At 49.5% G+C, this 14,672-nt stretch carries 16 protein-coding genes and 1 tRNA gene; 5 read left to right on the top strand and 12 right to left on the bottom strand.

What is annotated here, in order from left to right:
* Positions 1-137: 137 nt before the first annotated feature.
* Together ACAN56_RS18450 and ACAN56_RS18445 are read right to left on the bottom strand one after the other, a co-directional pair.
* Positions 138-1,985, bottom strand: a complete 1,848-nt coding sequence (locus ACAN56_RS18450; RefSeq protein WP_379144811.1) for a sensor histidine kinase — start codon at positions 1,983-1,985, stop codon at positions 138-140.
* A 59-nt stretch (positions 1,986-2,044) separates the two neighbouring features.
* On the bottom strand, positions 2,045-3,775 hold the full coding sequence (locus ACAN56_RS18445) for a response regulator (RefSeq protein ID WP_379144809.1): 1,731 nt from the start codon (positions 3,773-3,775) through the stop codon (positions 2,045-2,047).
* Positions 3,776-4,061: 286 nt separating this feature from the next.
* Here ACAN56_RS18445 and ACAN56_RS18440 point away from each other — a divergent pair, with 286 nt between their 5' ends.
* Genes ACAN56_RS18440 through ACAN56_RS18430 form a run of 3 tightly spaced genes read left to right on the top strand, consistent with a single transcriptional unit; the run spans position 4,062 to position 6,200 of the window.
* Positions 4,062-4,355, top strand: coding sequence for a PadR family transcriptional regulator (locus ACAN56_RS18440; RefSeq protein ID WP_052092522.1), 294 nt, complete (start codon positions 4,062-4,064; stop codon positions 4,353-4,355).
* Positions 4,352-5,506, top strand: a complete 1,155-nt coding sequence (locus ACAN56_RS18435; RefSeq protein WP_379144807.1) for a DUF2812 domain-containing protein — start codon at positions 4,352-4,354, stop codon at positions 5,504-5,506. Before ACAN56_RS18440 ends, ACAN56_RS18435 begins: the two co-directional genes overlap by 4 nt.
* A 16-nt stretch (positions 5,507-5,522) precedes the next feature.
* Positions 5,523-6,200 (top strand): DUF7002 family protein, encoded by a 678-nt coding sequence (locus ACAN56_RS18430; RefSeq protein ID WP_379144804.1) that lies wholly within the window; start codon positions 5,523-5,525, stop codon positions 6,198-6,200.
* On the opposite strand, the gene ACAN56_RS18425 is transcribed toward ACAN56_RS18430, so the two are convergent.
* From ACAN56_RS18425 to ACAN56_RS18400, 6 genes are all read right to left on the bottom strand, one after another.
* The gene (locus ACAN56_RS18425; RefSeq protein ID WP_379144801.1) at positions 6,181-6,837 is read right to left on the bottom strand and encodes a hypothetical protein; all 657 of its coding nucleotides are present in this window, start codon (positions 6,835-6,837) and stop codon (positions 6,181-6,183) included. The genes ACAN56_RS18430 and ACAN56_RS18425 overlap by 20 nt on opposite strands.
* A 56-nt stretch (positions 6,838-6,893) precedes the next feature.
* Positions 6,894-7,316 carry a hypothetical protein gene (locus ACAN56_RS18420; RefSeq protein ID WP_379144799.1) on the bottom strand — a complete coding sequence of 141 codons (423 nt, stop codon included), beginning with the start codon at positions 7,314-7,316 and terminating at the stop codon, positions 6,894-6,896.
* Positions 7,313-7,516 carry a helix-turn-helix transcriptional regulator gene (locus tag ACAN56_RS18415; RefSeq protein WP_038589712.1) on the bottom strand — a complete coding sequence of 68 codons (204 nt, stop codon included), beginning with the start codon at positions 7,514-7,516 and terminating at the stop codon, positions 7,313-7,315. The genes ACAN56_RS18420 and ACAN56_RS18415 overlap by 4 nt, the downstream gene beginning before the upstream one ends.
* Positions 7,517-7,677: 161 nt before the next feature.
* Positions 7,678-8,544, bottom strand: a complete 867-nt coding sequence (locus ACAN56_RS18410) for an alpha/beta fold hydrolase (RefSeq protein ID WP_379144796.1) — start codon at positions 8,542-8,544, stop codon at positions 7,678-7,680.
* Entirely contained in the window at positions 8,541-9,137 is a 597-nt protein-coding gene (locus ACAN56_RS18405) for a TetR/AcrR family transcriptional regulator (protein WP_379144794.1), read from the bottom strand. Before ACAN56_RS18405 ends, ACAN56_RS18410 begins: the two co-directional genes overlap by 4 nt.
* A gap of 250 nt (positions 9,138-9,387) precedes the next feature.
* A tRNA-Leu gene (locus tag ACAN56_RS18400) sits at positions 9,388-9,471 on the bottom strand.
* 179 nt (positions 9,472-9,650) lie between these two features.
* Between ACAN56_RS18400 and ACAN56_RS18395 the strand changes: the two genes are divergently transcribed.
* Positions 9,651-10,106 carry a YhjD family protein gene (locus ACAN56_RS18395; RefSeq protein ID WP_379144792.1) on the top strand — a complete coding sequence of 152 codons (456 nt, stop codon included), beginning with the start codon at positions 9,651-9,653 and terminating at the stop codon, positions 10,104-10,106.
* A 73-nt stretch (positions 10,107-10,179) separates the two neighbouring features.
* Here ACAN56_RS18395 and ACAN56_RS18390 read toward each other — a convergent pair whose 3' ends face one another.
* The 3 genes from ACAN56_RS18390 to ACAN56_RS18380 form a co-directional block, all read right to left on the bottom strand.
* The gene (locus ACAN56_RS18390; protein WP_038589707.1) at positions 10,180-10,398 is read right to left on the bottom strand and encodes a hypothetical protein; all 219 of its coding nucleotides are present in this window, start codon (positions 10,396-10,398) and stop codon (positions 10,180-10,182) included.
* A 137-nt stretch (positions 10,399-10,535) separates the two neighbouring features.
* A complete protein-coding gene (locus tag ACAN56_RS18385; protein WP_038589706.1) occupies positions 10,536-10,853 on the bottom strand; it encodes a hypothetical protein in 318 nt (105 codons plus the stop codon).
* Between the two features lie 105 nt (positions 10,854-10,958).
* Positions 10,959-11,531 (bottom strand): xanthine phosphoribosyltransferase, encoded by a 573-nt coding sequence (locus tag ACAN56_RS18380; RefSeq protein WP_038589705.1) that lies wholly within the window; start codon positions 11,529-11,531, stop codon positions 10,959-10,961.
* Between the two features lie 180 nt (positions 11,532-11,711).
* Here ACAN56_RS18380 and ACAN56_RS18375 point away from each other — a divergent pair, with 180 nt between their 5' ends.
* Complete coding sequence (locus tag ACAN56_RS18375) at positions 11,712-12,833, top strand: YkvI family membrane protein (RefSeq protein WP_379144788.1); 1,122 nt, start codon at positions 11,712-11,714, stop codon at positions 12,831-12,833.
* 140 nt (positions 12,834-12,973) lie between these two features.
* On the opposite strand, the gene ACAN56_RS18370 is transcribed toward ACAN56_RS18375, so the two are convergent.
* A partial coding sequence (locus ACAN56_RS18370; protein WP_379144785.1) for an ATP-binding protein occupies positions 12,974-14,672 on the bottom strand: 1,699 nt, incomplete at its 5' end.

Below are 14,672 nucleotides of genomic sequence, written 5' to 3'. Positions count from 1 at the left end.
AAATCCGTGACACCTGCGCCCAAGATGGCTCACCCCCAACTGTTTATGGGTTAATTATAAAGATCGACCCTGGTACTCTTGTAGGAGGTAAAGCGATTATTTCTGGTCTCAGGCGACTGTAAAAAAAAACGCAGGAACTATTCTGATGAAACCGCTTTAAATCTCACAGTAACAAGGGTTCCCTTTCCGATCTCCGTCTCAATGGACAAGCCATACCGGTTGCCTGAGAAATAGCGGATTCTTTCATTGACATTATAGAGCCCAAACGAGCCCTCCAAACCGCCCGGCTGACTCCCGGCAGAGGGATCGATCAGCAGACGGTTGGCCTGATCCTGGCTCATACCGATCCCGTCATCAGAGACTGTGAGCACGATATCCCCCTGCTCATGAGCAGCTGTGATCATGATTCCCCCTTGTTTTTGCTTCGTCTTGCGAATGCCGTGAAGCAGAGCGTTCTCCACCAGAGGCTGCAGCGTCAGCTTCGGCATCATATATTGTTCAAGCCCCGGTTCCGCTTGAATGGTGAACGTAAACGTGGACGGGAAGCGGTTCTGCTGAATCTCAAGGAACACCTTGGCCAGATTCAGCTCATCCACAATGCTGACGTTGTCGCGCCCTTGGTTCAGGCTGAGCCGGAAATAACGGGCCAGCGCTTCAATCATCTGGCTCGTGTCCTCAGCGTCATGGGCAATGGCCGACCAGTTGATCATATCGAGGGCATTGTACAGGAAATGGGGATTGATCTGCGCCTGAAGTGTGCGAAGCTGAGCCTCCCGCTCCTGCATCTTGGCCTGATACGATTCTTCCATCAGGTTATTGACCTTGTGAATAAGATGGTCCACACTGCGCTCCAGCAGCCGGAAATCACCATCAGGCATAGAACGGCGGTCTTCCAGCCAGCCGATCCCTTCCTTGCGGATCATTTTAAGAATCATCTGCACTCTGCGCTGCATGCCTTGAATCATGAACATGAAGAGAACAAAGACCAGTACCAGGAACAAAACCGTAATTCCCGCGAGTGTAGCAATACTGGTGAACTGATTCATCGCTGTAGCCCTGTGTGAAATCTCAGGCTCCGATACCTGTGCGACCAGCTTCCAGCCAGTCGTTCCGATGGTGGTGTACACTACGTTTACTTCTTCACGGCCTAACGAGCGCTTTAGTATGCCTTCCTCCGAGTGTTCGATGGTATCAAACAGCTCTTTAGGCAGGACATCCGCGTCCTTTTGCAAATTCCCTGCTTTATTATCCGACTTATTCAGACCGGCACTATCTGAACTGTAGATCAATCTGCCGCTGGCATCCGATAGAAAAGGAGCGTACTTGTCCGAGAACTGCAGCTCCGACATAATCTCCCCGATCAGACCTTCGGACACATCCATCACGAGAATACCTACAATCTCTTCATATTCCTGGGGATTGCGCAGCATCCGGGCAACGGAGAAAATATTCTTTTTACCAATGTCGTTATACTTCTCCTGATAAACACCGGTCCATACCATCCCCCCACCGGCCTCTATCACCGATTCATACCATGGATATTGCTTTGCATCCTCAAAGGAATACAGATTAATCCGGTCTCCGGCATACAGGCGGGAAGGATCAACAAAAAACCGCAGGCGGAAAATATCCTCATTCTCCTGTGCGGTTTCGGCCAGATTGCGGAGCTCCTTAATTTGTTTTAGCTGCTCCGTGATACTGGCCTTCTGGAGCAGATTATCGTAGAGGATTTGGTTCATAAACACTGAATTGCTGCTGTCGCGGATGTGTTCCAGCTTGTAGGTTAAATTCAGCCCTGCCTGCTTAAGTGTAAGCTGCATCGAACGGGTAACTTCCTGTTCCAGAATTTCATTGGACCGCTGATAGAAGGAGGCCAGTAAAATGGACACCGGCAGCAAGATTAGCAGGGCATAGACAAGCAGCCACTTTCTTGCGGCCAGAATCCCCTGTCCAAGTCCAGTCAGATAGCTCCATCCCAATTTCATAAAGGTGACACCTCATTTCTCCGGCCTTTTTGTCGTATCGCCCTTGGGAGGCTCAAGTTCTAATTTTGCTGTTCTCTGTAGGCGCTGGGTGTGCTCCCGGTCATTTTTTTGAACAGCTTGCTGAAATGGCTGGGATCGGTATAACCTACGGCATAGCAGACCTCGTAAAATTTGTTCTGCGGATCTCTCAGCAGCATTTTCGCCTTTTCAATCCGTACTTTGGTCAAATATTCAAACACGGTTTCGCCCGTTTCCTGCTTATACAGCAGCCTTACATAGGTAGGACTGAGATATACGCCTGCTGCAATATCGGCGATCGTCAAATTGTCCGCATATCTCTCTCCGATTAGGCGGCGGACCCGTTCAATGACCTCACTGGACTTCCCGCTGCGTTTGGCCTCCACAAAATCACAGACATGCCGCAAATACGATTCCGTATACCGCAGCAAATCCTGTATCGTTTCCTGGCGCATAACCAGCTTCCAGGCTTCCATTTCCCGTTTCTCCCACTCTGCCGTCATGCCGTTCAGCTCCAGCAGCACCTGGCTGGACTGCAGAATCAGGTGGAGACTGACATTCTGCGCGTAACGGGAGCCCTGCCCCCGGTTCAGCTCCAGCAGGCCAAAGATTCCACTCAGTTCCCCCTGCAGCCGGCTTTGATCGCCTGACTTAAGGGCAGTGATTACGCGTTCGCTCCATTCCTGCTCAAAGCGGTAACGCAGATTCTCTCCGGACTCAATGTTGTCCATCGTCAGAATGCGATTTTTACCCAGATACCATTTCTGGTCGGCGGCAGCTCTTGCCTGCTTATAGGAGGCCGGCACCTCAGAAAGGCTGCCTACTCCATCCCCCACCCCGATGGTTACGCTCAGCTTCAGCCATTTCCGCAGATTGTCGCGGATCGATTCCGCCAGCAGCAGCAATTCGTTCTCGGGAGAGCGGTCAGCTGAAGGCTCCGCATTTTCTCCAGCTTCTCCTGGCCGGGGCACTGCATCTAGAACATCTGCCGCCCTGCCCGCAAGCTCCGGTTTGATCTCCCTGTCCGCCTCCTGCCCTCCAAAAGAACGGGTCAACAAAATGCCGACATACTCTCCCGGGTCCTTCTCAAACGTCACACCGCGCATTTGCTTATCCGTTAACTCTTGAATGATATTCAGCACCGTATAGGACAAAAGCTGTTTATCCCGCTCACTGCGTGAATCCATTACCTGCGGAACATCATCAATTACGATGACCATAATGATATAGCTGTCCGCAGAGAGCAGCGGCAGTCCCAGAAATTGCAGTTTATCCTGCACCTGGGCCATGTTGAAGTTGTCGGTGACCACTGACAGCAGAAATTTCTCGCGCAGCAGCGGCATGCTCTGGGTCAGCTTAACCTGCATTTCCTTTACCCGGTCCCGCTCCCGCCTCTCCGCATCCAGTGCAGCAGTCACTTTTCCCATCACGGCGTACAATTCTTTTCTGCTGACTGGTTTGAAAATATAATCAGCCGCATGCATCTGCAGCGCCGATTTCAAATACTCTGCATCGTTATGCCCGCTGATGAACACAATTTTGGCATCCGGCAGCAGCGCACGGACCTCCGCAGCCATCGTAATTCCGTCCATGGAAGGCATCTGCACATCCGTCAGCACAATATCCGGCCTAAGCTCACGTATGAGCGTAAGCCCTGTATCTCCGTCATCCGCAGTTCCGATCAATTGAATCCCTTGTGCTGCCCAGTCTACATAAGTGCGCAGCCCGTTCACCACCGAGGGCTCATCATCCACAATGACTAATGTTTTCATAGTATCAGTTCCTCTCTATATGAGATTATTTGTTTCACAGAATTAAATACCTTATTTCATTGTAAAAAATTTCAACCGATTAAGATATTCTCCTGCAAAAATAATAAAAAGTAGGATTAATGGATTGTAATCCCCCTTATTTCTTATTTCCCGGGAAAGTTTCTTTGCACAATAAGTCACGTCGTGATATAGTCACGTTATGACATAGTCGCGATGAGACATATATTTTGTGAAAAAGGTGATCCTGGTGTCCTCCATTGAAAAAGCACTTAAAAAGTACGTGCCGATGACCGAGACAGCATTCTACATTCTGTTGTCCCTGACCAAACCGCGCCACGGATACGGAATCATCAAGCATGTTGAAGAATTGTCAGGCGGACGCCTCAGACTGGGGTCAGGTACGGTCTATGGAACATTGACCAAAATGAACAAAGACGGCTTGATCACCGTATTTGCCGATGAAGAGAGAAAAACGGTATATGAGGTATCGGAGCTTGGAAAAAAAGTAATGACCGTAGAAATTGGCAGATTGAAAGAACTGCACAACAATGCGATTAACTGCGAGGAGGAATTCTTATGAAGACTGTATTTCGGCCTTTCTGGAGCTATGACTTGCTCAAAACAGAAACCTGGCTGACCGGGATGGCCAGCCAGGGATGGCTGCTTGAAGGATGGAATATTAAACTTCGGCGGTTTATTTTCCGGCAGGGTAAGCCGGGTTACATTACCTATCAAATCGGGTATGCTCCATCAGCTCAAACCTCCTTGTCCACCTATCTGGCCGCTGAGGGCTGGACAAGGAACATGCATCAAGGGAAGTGGACCATTTATGCCAATGAACGGCAACCCGGCCAAATTAACGCCTACCCCTCCCGCCAGGAAGCGATCAAGCGAAACCGGAAGATTTCTTATTTTTTCATGGCGATTATCGTTTATTTGTTATTAATTGCACTAATTCCGCTAATCACGATAGGTATTTCCCTTTCCCAGGATACGCCCCTCCGGGTAGTGAAAAGCCCCATGTGGCTGGTTACCTATACCGCTGCAGCCTTCGCCATCGCTCTGCTGGTACTCGCGTTCTATTCCGTTATCAAGATCAGGGCAGCCAATAAAACATTACGCGGGGACAATCAAGACAGCCACGCACTTGACGTACAGCCCAACCCTACCGGGCCCAAGATCATCCGGATCAAACTAGCCTGGATGTACGCTCCGGACCGGCTGGAGCAGTGGCTTGAGAACAAAGAACGGCTTGGATTTAATCTGTGTAAAGTCGGTCTAGGCGGGACGCTGTTCTATTTCTGCAAAGGCAGCCCACGGCGGATGAACTATCATGCCGACTATCAAGTGATTTCCGATGAAGGTTATTTGGAGCTGCACAGGGAAGCCGGCTGGAAGAACGTCTATAGCTCCCTCTCCTCCTTGCAGAAATGGACGATCTGGAGCCGGGAATATTCGGAAGGCGCTGAGCGCCCTGAAATATACAGCGATCAATTCCACCGCTTGAAGCACGCCCGAAAAATCGCCATCAGCTATACTTCGCTATTCCTCCCGATGCTTCTGCTCTATAGCGTGAATTTGGGGGCATTCATTGATGGCATGCTAAACGACGGAATCACCGCTTCCCGGGCATGGAACACTTCAATAATGTTCATCTGCATGCTCCTCTTCGGGTCGTTTGCGGGCAGAACCTGGCTGTATTACCGGCGTCTCAAAAACAGTAAACCGTAAAGGACAAAATGCCAATATGAAAACAACCACCCTAGCAGCTATCACTAAAAGCCCCTTAAGACGCTCGCTCTACCATTTCACCAGAGCACGCAATCTTCCGGCTATTGCCGGACTGGACAGACTGGCCGCATCCGTGCTTTTGGACCCTGAGCATGCATGCGGTGTGCACCGGGCGACGCTGCAGCAGACCCGTTATCAAGGCCGCTCAGTCTGGTTAAATGCCCATCTGCGGATCACTCCCGAGGCCATGGACCCGGAAACAACGCCGGAGCAATTCCGCGCCTGCCTTGACCGGCATGTCTTCCTGTGGCCGACAGAGCGTGATTGCCTTGCCATGGCTGCTATGTACTCCCGCAGAGAACCCGGCGAACATTTTGCCATCCTGAAATTCCCCGCCTATGAACTGCTGAGTGATCATTTTGAGCATATCAGGCTGTCCAAATATGACTCCGGAAGCTCCCCCCGTTATCCGCACAGGATGTCTTACCGCAAGAGCTGCGGGATGCTGCTGCCCATTGAACGTTTCATGGAAGCTGCCGGACATTCGATCCCAACCAAACCTTCCGAGATCAAAGAAGTGCTGGTTGAACAGCAATTGACTCCGGTAAGCCGCTATCTGCAGACGGTATATTGCTCCGACCCCGGGCAAATCCCCGAGGTCTGGAAGCCGCTTTTTATGCCGGGATACCTGTAAAATAAAAAACAATAAACAACAATCCGGGCATTAAGGTTGCCGGGAAGCCTTTGAATCCCTTTTTATCTTTAACAGCAAGAATCACGGCAATGTTCAGCAGCTGTCCTGCCAGAATGGGCAATACCGCAAATAACAGGCCGAACTCACTGTCCGATTTCAATGCAACCATTGTCAGCATCGAATAAAAGACCAAATCCCCCACACCGATAACCGGAATCAGCCCCCGTTTCCCGGGAACCGGAAGACAGATGGACAGCCGCACGGCTGTATTATTTTGTCCCATTAGTTTGGCATTAAGTGTGAACCGCCCTCTCTTGGTGAAACTAAACACATCCATTACCACCACTCCGAGGGCAGCACCAATAATCGCACTCTCCGAGACGAATATGTAGGCTGACAGCATATACGCCAGAAACAGTGCGCAGACGATGTTCAAACCATTGTGCAGATAAATAACAGTCCGGCTGATACTCTTCTTCCAGATCCAAATATTTGCCGCAAACGCAGCTGTGAATCCGGCAATGGCAATCGCATGTGGCAACTCACGAACAATTCCCGCCAATGTCGTTATCAGCGCCGTAAGAAAAAAAATATAGGTTAATTCCCAATGCATCCTGTTCTTCGCAGCATCATCCATTGTGATCTTCCTCCAGTGCTAAGTAACTCCTTGTATTCCCGCTTCTCCCAGATCGGCTACATCTGTTTGCTGTATTTAATCATGTAGAAGAGTTGCGTAAAATAGCCAAATAAATAAAGGCCAATGGTAGTCAACACCACCCATAGAGAAATTCCTGCAAAGATAAACAGAAACGGCAGTGCAATCATGACCACAAACAGAATATCGAAGGCTTTGGCCTTGGCTTTCATCCGGATAGCTGTATTGCGTTCGTCGCGGAAATCAATCACAGCCTGCTTTTTGAGCTTGGGGTGCTTCCGGTAATACCCTTGAACGATAAGATTAGCGGCACTCATACTGAACAGCCCCGAGCCTATCCCCACACATATTCCGGCAAGCTTTTCTGTACTTTCATCAATCACCAGAAGGCCGACTACAGTCAAAATACCTCCAAGCAGCAGCAGAATAGTAAACAGCCAAACTGTCTTGTTCATTTTCATTCCGATTCCTCCTCATAGATAAAAATATCTTCAATGGCCAGCTTGAAATAGCGGGCAATTTTAAAGGCTAGAATAATGGACGGATTATATCTCCCATTTTCGAGCGAACCAATGGTCTGCCGCGAAACTTCTAATGCCTCGGCAAGCTCCTCCTGCTTGATCCCCCGCTCCTTGCGAAGCTGCTCCAATCTGTTTTCCATGCTTTCACCTCACTAATTACGGAAAGTTAACTTTCCATAATAATAGCATTCACCTTTTCCAATGTAAAGCGCACTTTCCATTTCCTCATAACTCTAAGAAATACAAAAAAGGCCCTTGATGGCATCACTGCCAAATCAAGAGCCTGCCAATACGGGCAGAACTATTCAAAAAAATTCTCTATTTCCTTAATAATAGTTTCAAGGTTTCTGTTGTTTTGAAAATGGCTTGCATTTTCCAGGACAACAATTTTTTGCAGCTGATTAAAAATCTCTTTCGACCTTGGAACAACCTGTTCAGCAGGGAAAAATATATCTTGATCAGCGACAATTAGTAAGGAAGGTGCAGTGTACGCCATCAATTCTTCCTTGGTTGCATACTTGGGAAATACCGTTTCCAACCTGACATAATCATATATGTATTGTATCTGCAACAACAAATCATCATGGATTTCATCATCGAACATTGCTGCACAAGCCTTGTATAAATTTTTATCGGTAGAAATAACTTTATATACAGCAAGCGGAATGAGTATCTTCCTCATCATGCCGATCATTTTACCTCCAGCAATACCTGAGGGTACAAGAAATACTGCTTTTTCAATACGCTCAGGTGCGTAGGCAGCCAAACGTATAAGTATTCCGCCTCCGTACGAGGGTCCAATAAATTTCGCCTTCGGCAGACCCAGACCATCCATAAAATCACAAACCCACTCAGCATATTCATTTGTTTTGGGATTGAGCCGGATTTCATCACTTTTGCCCGGATGTCCGATGGTATCTGGCGCATAAATACGATAGATCTTCGACAGAGGTTCAAACCACTTGAGCGTTATTGGATTTACTACATTTCCTCCGTGAAAGCAGATTAAGGGTGGTGCCGTTTCATCACCCCCGACTAAAATATGGGTTTTGCCAAACCGCGTATTCACGTATCGGCTCTCAAATTTCGTATCCAGCCGGGATTGCAGCTTGTCATAGATGTGAAGTATTTTTTCTTTACCTAAGGGACTTTTATAGATTGACTTCACCGCTCCACTCTCCCTTCAAAAATCCTCTCCGCAAGACTTTCGATAAAGAAATGCACTACTTCTTCATGATGCTCTCCGCTAATCTCATTTTTATGAAGTACTGTGAAAAATATCGCCCTCATCGCAGATGATACAAAGCCTATATCACATTCAACCTCAAGGTACTTTAAGAGCATTGAGATTTCGTCCTCGTCATCCGATAGATGTTCTTTAACGGTTTCTTCCGGCAGCTTTTGGATCAGAAGCTCGTAATCACCGTTTTGAAGATTTAGAATCCACGGGTTTTTCTGGACCTCTATAAACATTTGCTTTAGACCCTGGATAAAACTCTGCTTTGGGGGCTCATTAGAGGTTTTTAATGCTTCAAGCATTGCATTCTTTATACGTTTATCAACGCTTTTAAGAACATCGAAAAAAAGCAGTTCTTTTGATGGATAAAATAAATAAAATGCACCTTTTGAAATACCCGCCATTCTGACGAGCTCGTCCACGCTGGTTTTTTTAATTCCATACTTTCCCCAGCATATCTCAGCCTTGCTTAGGAGCCTTCCCTGTATAATTTCCTTTTCCTTATCGCTAAATTTCTTCGCCATGCCGCCTCCTCAATACTCTATGACCGATTTTGATTTTATAGTCATAGAATAACGTTATTACTCCTTGAAATCAATAGGCCTCCCTGTTTTCTTGCCCCGGATTCTTATACTCCATAAGAGCTGAACAAAGACATTCACATGCCAGAAGAAAAGGCAACTAACGCTGGCGGCACGTTCAATTCGCCTAAATATACTAAGCCACACAAAAGAAAAACCCCTTCCTAGGAAGGGGTTTCTTTGTAAAACAGGATGCGGTCAAGAGGACTCGAACCTCCACGATATTGCTACCACTGGCACCTGAAGCCAGCGCGTCTGCCAATTCCGCCATGACCGCATATTATGATGACTCGCTTTCGCGGTCACAAGATAGATCATATCATACAGAGAAATCAGAGTCAATCTTTTTCGATTTTTCTTTGGTTTCATTAATTTTTGGTTAAATATTGCTTTTATTGATGAATAAGAGGTATAATAAGAACAAGGGTTCGCATAATATAAATGAGGTGATTTATAATGGCGACTACCAAGAGAAGTACACTAATCACACCAGCTATTCTTGAAGATATAACCAAAGACGAATTGTCCCTTGTCAGAAGCTATCTGCTGCTAACGTTTATTCATAAAGTATTTGAACGGGATTGCCGGGTGATCGGCAAGAGTGGTCTGTTTAAGACGCCACAGCTTTACATGGAACTGGTGTCCAGCGCAACTAAGAAGACCTCGCTAATGCTGCAAGAGGTAACCCGTGAGCTGGCTTCACATCATTTGAAGATCACCACCATCCGCCAGGATCAGCGAGGCGTTGAAGCACAGTATACCTGCCGCGGTTATGTGGGAGAGATCAACATCCTGTGGCCTGGATTCCGCAATGAAATGATGCTGCGCATGCGCGCTTATCTCGGATTGAATCCCGAGCTCGCCGTTCTCCCCAAGGAAGACAGCGTCGAACAGATGGCTATGTCCATCTAATATCATAATGAAGTATATAAATAATGACAGCCCTTATCCATAACCGGACAAGGGCTGTCATGCTGTGAGTTGCTTATATATTGTCCGGATCTTGTCTAGGCTCCGAGAAAGGCTGATACACGTAATTACGGTCAAGCTTCACTATCCGCTTATTGGGACGGCGCACCATCACCTGTGACTCGTCCCAGGCCAATACAATACCCTTGACGTCATTGCTCTCCAACGCATCACGTACGACACGTATTTTCTCTCCGGATATCCGGTACGCATCCAGCTGTTCATCACTGATCATGTGGTAATACTCCCCTCCCTCCGTTAGTTAGCTTGTCCATTGTCTCCCGCAATTCACTCATGAAAAAGGCCCGAATGATAAATCATCTGGGCCTCAGTTCCTTACTAGAAAGCAATTCTGTATGTCTTATGAAGATACTATATCAGCGCTTCATTCTTCTCAAACCAGAAATCAAGAACTTTAGCGGACATCACACGTTCTTCCAGATATTCAACCTGATGATCACTGAAATTCTGTTTCCAGTTGAAATCCAGTTCTTTACACAAACCTGTGATTGTCAAAAGTTCCGACCAGGCTACATAACGTTTGTACCAGAAAAATTGAGGATGTTCAATCATATAGGGATACAGATCGTCGAACTCCGTGTGTTTACAATCCAGCGCACGCTCGAAATGATCCTTGGCCTCGGATAATTTATCTATAAAGAATTGCTCTGTCACCGGTTCTTTCCCCATTGTGACGCCTCCTCTCCTATGTCTAATGTTTATTATAAAGGAAAAGTCATAGGGTGAAAAGCAGATGTTTTAAAAATAGGCTATACACCTATTAATTGCCACTGCTTAGTCGCCAAAGACTATTGTTCCTTCACTTAGAGACATAATTCGGACCAGCGACTCCAGACGGATGCCCTGTTCCCGGATGGTGCGGGCTCCTGCCTGAAAGCTTTTTTCCACCACTACGCCCAGCCCCACCAGTTCGGCCCCTGAACGCTGGATGATCTTGATCAGTCCGCGTGCTGCATCACCATTGGCGATAATATCATCAATAAAAAGAATCTTATCATCCGGGGAGATATACTGGCGGGACAACATAATATCAGTAACGATTCCCTTGGTGAACGATGGTACTCTTTCGCACAAAGCATCAGGATCGGCGAGCAATGTTTTTTTGCGGCGGGCAAATACAAGCGGCACCTTCATTTCATAAGCGGTGGCAAATGCCACGGCAATACCCGAGGACTCCACGGTAACTACCCGCGTAACTCCGGCGTCCGCAAATCTCCCGGCAAACTCCCGTCCCATTTCCATCGTCAGCATGGGATCCACCTGATGGTTGAGCAGACCGTCTAGTTTCAGTACCTGATCCGAAACGACGACCCCTTCCTGCAAAATCCGCTGTTTCAATACTTCCATAACTTTGAACCTCCATTACCCTTTATAATTCCAGACGTTCCACTCTAATACACCCATTTGCCATTAGGCGGAAGTCATGTCCTTCTGTTCCTCATCATAACCTGTACTATATGGACTGCACAAGGCAATCCTGCGGGCTGTGCCCATTTTTTATATTCATAGCATTGAAGGAGGCGAGCCATGAAATCCCATGTCCGCACATTGCAAATCGCTTTCACTTATATTGGCACCATTGTAGGCGCCGGATTTGCCACCGGCCAGGAAATCCTAAGGTTTTTCACCCGGTACGGCCACTGGGCGGTATTAACCATTCTGCTCGCGACGGTGCTCTTTATTTGGCTGGGCACCAAAATGATGGTGATTGCCCGGCGCATCGAAGCTGATTCTTATGAAGACTTTAACCGCCATCTCTTCGGCGAGCGGGTTGGCAGCAGCATCAGCCTCTTTACCTTGATCGTTCTCGTCGCAGTCAACAGCATCATGCTGGCAGGGGCAGGGGCGATATTCCAGGAGAATCTGGGATTGCCGTTCCAGGCAGGTCTGTTAATTACAATATTCGGCTCATACTTTTTACTGAAACGCGGAATTTCCGGTATCCTGCAAATCAACAGTGTTGTCGTGCCCTTAATGCTTACTTTGTCGCTAATCATCATTTCCAATACGCTCGGTGTGCCGGGAGCAGGGCGCTTTCTGTTCCTTGAAACCGATCGCAGCATCTTCGGGGCGTGGATGTCGCCACTGCTCTATACCGCCTTCAACCTCGGGATGGCCCAAGCCGTGCTTGTTCCGCTGGCCCGCCATACCGATGATGAAAAATCCCTGGTGCGGGGCGGCATCCTCGGCGGGGCAGGGATCGGGTTCATGCTGCTGGCCGCTCATTTTGCCATGAGCTCGCAAATGCCTGGCATCCTGCAGTTTGAAATCCCTATGGGCAGCATCGCCTTCCGGCTAGGCCCGCTTGTGCAGAGCATTTATCTGCTGCTGATCTTTCTGGAAATCTTCAGCACTTTTGTAGCCAACATCTATGGAGTCGGAGTACAGCTTAAGCAGCATTTGCCCATCGCCCCGTCCCTCGTCACTCCCCTGCTGATGCTGATTTGTTATTTATTCAGCCAATTTGGCTTCAGCTCACTATTGGGAGTTTTCTACCCTATATTCGGTGCCTTGGCGCTAGTCTGGGTTATTATGCTGCTGCGCGCGCCTATGTCTCCTCCGCCCCGGATTGCTGACCCTTCCAACCCGGAAGGTAAAGCCATCACTATTGTAGCTGTCAAACCGGTGATTCGGATCACACGGAAATAACAGCTGGAAGGATGAGCAACTGTTCCCCTCCGGATGAATTCACTTCAGCGAGAAATAGAAGGATAATTTATAGCGTGAAGCATATAATTACTTTTAATTTAAAGAGCCGTACGGCAGCTTGGTTCGCAGCCGTATAGCTTCTATACAGAGATCACAGCGGCTGCCGGTATCAACCGTGCAGCCGCTTCGGCTACATGCCGGTGGCAGGTCATCATGACAATCTGCCGGGAAACCGACAATTCACCGATCAGTGACAGTGCCGCATTCAGGCGGCGTTCATCAAAGTTGACGAACAGGTCATCGAAGAGCAGCGGCAGGCTGGCCTGGCGGGTCATCGTCTCTGCCAGGGCCAGGCGGATAGCCAGATATAGCTGCTCCGCCGTTCCCCGGCTGAGCAGTCCGCTGTCCAGAAGCCCGGCATCCTTATGCTCCGCCTTCAACTCCTTGTGCCCAAGCGTCATCACGATTCTCAGGTATTCCCCTTCCGTCAGCTTGTTGAAATACGCCGAAGCCAGCTGCAGTACCTGCGGCTGCTTCTCCTGCTCGTAGATGCGGCGCGTCCTTCCCATCAGTTCGGCCGCCAAGGCTGATACAGCATACTGTCCGGCCAGAATCTTCAGCGCCGCCCGCTGCTCCTCCAGCTGCTGGAGCACCGTGTCTTCCAGGCAGCGCTCCTTCAAATACTCGCGCTCCTGCAGCAGCTTGCCCCGGTGCTGAAGCAGCGCATTACGTTCTTCCTCAATACTTGCCGCAGCATCCTCCGCTGCGGACCGTTCCCGCTCCAGCGCAGCAGCATCATGATGCTCCAGCAGCTTCTGCAGTTCCACCGCTTCCCCGTTCTCCCATCCGCCGAACATGGCCAGCTCCCACTGGCGGATCGATCTGGTCAGCTCCAGACGCCGCTGCACGGCTGACGAACGGCGCAGAAATCCCTCGCTGTCCGTAGCACCGCCCTCCTGCAGCAATCTGCCGCTGCGCTCATTCAATACCTCAAGCGCTTTACGGCCCCCGGCAAGCTCCGCCTGTACTTCATGCAGCCGCTCTTGGGCAGCTTCCCGGCGGAGCAGTTCCGTCTTGAGCTGGTCCCAATCCCGCTTCCTGATCTCCAGCCAGCTCAGCAAGGTGAGCGCGGCAGTTCCAGCGACAGGTTCTATTAATGGCAGAACCCGTGTATTACCTGTACTTGCTATATCGTTCAGGGATAAAACCTCAGAATTTACGGATGGCAACAAACCCGAGGGATCTGCTAATCTTGCTGCAGCGTTGTCGGCGGCAGCTGACGACAGTTCGCCTCCCGATGCTGCCTCATGCCATAAATTCAGGCATTCTTGTTCATAAGCAGCACACACTTCTTGCAGCTCCTTAAGCCGGGCCGCCAGTTTGCTCTCCTGGCGCAGCAGCTCGTTCCCCTGCTCCACTCTGGCGAATATATCCGGCAGCCCTTCGGGCGACAAGCCTTCCGGCAATCTGTGCTGGCGCAGCCATGTTTCATAGCTCTCATCCAGCTGGGTAAATTCAGCCTCAGCACGGTCCATCTCTTCGGCCAGCGCCCGCTCCTGCCCGGAGAGCGTCTCTACCTCTGTCAGGCAGGTTTCCCGCTCCCCGGCCAGCCGTTCCACCCGCTGCCGCCAGGCATTCCAGGCTTCCATGAGCCTGCGAAGCTCCTTCATGCCAGCCTCCAGCCCGCTTGCTTCAGGGCTGGGCGCTGCCGCCGGCCTGCGGCCCGGCCGGCTTAAAGCACTCTCCGGCTCCGCCCCGGAGAGCAGCAGCCCGCGCAGCCGCAGCATCTCCGCTGCGGCCACGCTCCCGTCCCCGCCATGCTCCGGCGGGGACGTTCCC

This window comes from Paenibacillus paludis (assembly GCF_042610515.1).
Lineage (GTDB): Bacteria > Bacillota > Bacilli > Paenibacillales > Paenibacillaceae > Paenibacillus_AQ.
The sequence above is the reverse complement of the archived record's forward strand: the minus strand, read 5'-3'. Positions and strand labels throughout refer to the sequence as shown.

Coding starts and splice junctions, on each gene's coding strand:
- ACAN56_RS18450 (WP_379144811.1), bottom strand. CDS start 1,985: ATGAAATTGGGATGGAGCTATCTGACTGGACTTGGACAGGGGATTCTG.
- ACAN56_RS18445 (WP_379144809.1), bottom strand. CDS start 3,775: ATGAAAACATTAGTCATTGTGGATGATGAGCCCTCGGTGGTGAACGGG.
- ACAN56_RS18440 (WP_052092522.1), top strand. CDS start 4,062: ATGACCGAGACAGCATTCTACATTCTGTTGTCCCTGACCAAACCGCGC.
- ACAN56_RS18435 (WP_379144807.1), top strand. CDS start 4,352: ATGAAGACTGTATTTCGGCCTTTCTGGAGCTATGACTTGCTCAAAACA.
- ACAN56_RS18430 (WP_379144804.1), top strand. CDS start 5,523: ATGAAAACAACCACCCTAGCAGCTATCACTAAAAGCCCCTTAAGACGC.
- ACAN56_RS18425 (WP_379144801.1), bottom strand. CDS start 6,837: ATGGATGATGCTGCGAAGAACAGGATGCATTGGGAATTAACCTATATT.
- ACAN56_RS18420 (WP_379144799.1), bottom strand. CDS start 7,316: ATGAAAATGAACAAGACAGTTTGGCTGTTTACTATTCTGCTGCTGCTT.
- ACAN56_RS18415 (WP_038589712.1), bottom strand. CDS start 7,516: ATGGAAAACAGATTGGAGCAGCTTCGCAAGGAGCGGGGGATCAAGCAG.
- ACAN56_RS18405 (WP_379144794.1), bottom strand. CDS start 9,137: ATGGCGAAGAAATTTAGCGATAAGGAAAAGGAAATTATACAGGGAAGG.
- ACAN56_RS18395 (WP_379144792.1), top strand. CDS start 9,651: ATGGCGACTACCAAGAGAAGTACACTAATCACACCAGCTATTCTTGAA.
- ACAN56_RS18390 (WP_038589707.1), bottom strand. CDS start 10,398: ATGATCAGTGATGAACAGCTGGATGCGTACCGGATATCCGGAGAGAAA.
- ACAN56_RS18385 (WP_038589706.1), bottom strand. CDS start 10,853: ATGGGGAAAGAACCGGTGACAGAGCAATTCTTTATAGATAAATTATCC.
- ACAN56_RS18380 (WP_038589705.1), bottom strand. CDS start 11,531: ATGGAAGTATTGAAACAGCGGATTTTGCAGGAAGGGGTCGTCGTTTCG.
- ACAN56_RS18375 (WP_379144788.1), top strand. CDS start 11,712: ATGAAATCCCATGTCCGCACATTGCAAATCGCTTTCACTTATATTGGC.